General features: G+C 64.2%; 2 protein-coding genes and 1 pseudogene. 2 read left to right on the top strand and 1 reads right to left on the bottom strand.

Annotation, left to right across the window (positions count from 1 at the left end; all coding sequences use genetic code 11):
* A pseudogene (locus EN991_RS41465) lies at positions 1 to 118 on the bottom strand (PTS mannose transporter subunit IID); the annotation flags it as partial.
* Between the two features lie 84 nt (positions 119 to 202).
* On the opposite strand from EN991_RS41465, the gene EN991_RS37775 reads away from it, so the two are divergent.
* Both EN991_RS37775 and EN991_RS37770 read left to right on the top strand, forming a co-directional pair.
* The gene (locus tag EN991_RS37775; RefSeq protein WP_013528086.1) at positions 203 to 505 is read left to right on the top strand and encodes an HPr family phosphocarrier protein; all 303 of its coding nucleotides are present in this window, start codon (positions 203 to 205) and stop codon (positions 503 to 505) included.
* Positions 489 to 989, top strand: a 501-nt coding sequence (locus tag EN991_RS37770) for a phosphoenolpyruvate-utilizing N-terminal domain-containing protein (protein ID WP_281058858.1), incomplete at its 3' end; no start/stop codon positions are given. The genes EN991_RS37775 and EN991_RS37770, both read left to right, overlap by 17 nt.

Genomic DNA, 989 nt, shown 5'->3' with positions numbered 1-989 from the left:
ATTCATGTGCCGTCGCCACCACTTCCCGCAGCGAGGCGCCGCCGGAGGCCTCGGTCGCTGCCATCACCGCGCCTTCGACGATCGGCGCGTTGCAGACTATGATCTTGTGCGACCGAGGCCTCCGGCGGCGCCTCGCTGCGGGAAGTGGTGGCGACGGCACATGAATTGTCGCCGTCGTGAACGAACGGGAATTTTGAAAGACATGTCCGCATCCGCCGAAGCGACCGTTGTGATCACCCACGAGGTGGGTCTGCACGCGCGTCCTTCGGTGAAGTTCACCAAGCTGGCCAAGAGTTTTGCCGCCGAGGTGGAGATCGCGCTCGCCGCCAATGGACCATGGTTCGACGCCAAGAGCATCGTCAAGGTGATGGCGGCCAAGGCGCCGAAGGGCACCGTGCTGCACATCAGGGCCAGCGGTGACGGCGCCAATGATGCCGTCGACGCGTTGGTCGAACTGGTGCGGCGCGATTTCGACGAAGGCGCGGACCATGTCCGAACCGCTTAGACTGCAAGGCATTTCGGCGTCGGCCGGCTATGCCGAGGGGCCACTGTTCGACCTCGACCAGACTGTCGTATCCTATGTCGGCAAACAAACAGCCGACGACGAGAAGGCCGCGCTCGAAGCCGCAATCGCCGTCGCGACAAGCCGTCTCACCGCATTGAGCGAGATGGCCGAGGGCGATGCCGCCGACATTCTCGAGTTTCAGATCGCCATGCTGCAAGACGATGCGCTGAGCAGCCCGGCCTTTGCCGCGATCCGCACCGGCCTGCCAGCCGACAAAGCCTGGCGGCAAGCGCTTGATACCGAGATTGCCGGCTACGACGCTTCAGACCAGGATTATTTCCGCGCACGGGCCGCCGACATACGCGATATCAGGGACCAGGTGCTGCGGGCGCTGTCCGAGGATGGCGACGTCCAGGCGCCAACCGGCGCCATCCTCTACGGCTGGGATATCGCGCCGACGCGTTTTCTCGAAACCGACTGGAGC

Origin of the sequence: Mesorhizobium sp. M7A.F.Ca.US.005.03.2.1 (genome assembly GCF_003997795.1) — a bacterium.
Classification (GTDB): Bacteria; Pseudomonadota; Alphaproteobacteria; order Rhizobiales; family Rhizobiaceae; genus Mesorhizobium; species Mesorhizobium ciceri.
The sequence above is the reverse complement of the archived record's forward strand: the minus strand, read 5'-3'. Positions and strand labels throughout refer to the sequence as shown.

Bases quoted from the DNA above. Each gene is read 5' to 3' on its own strand.
- EN991_RS37775 (WP_013528086.1), top strand. From the start codon at position 203: ATGTCCGCATCCGCCGAAGCGACCGTTGTGATCACCCACGAGGTGGGT.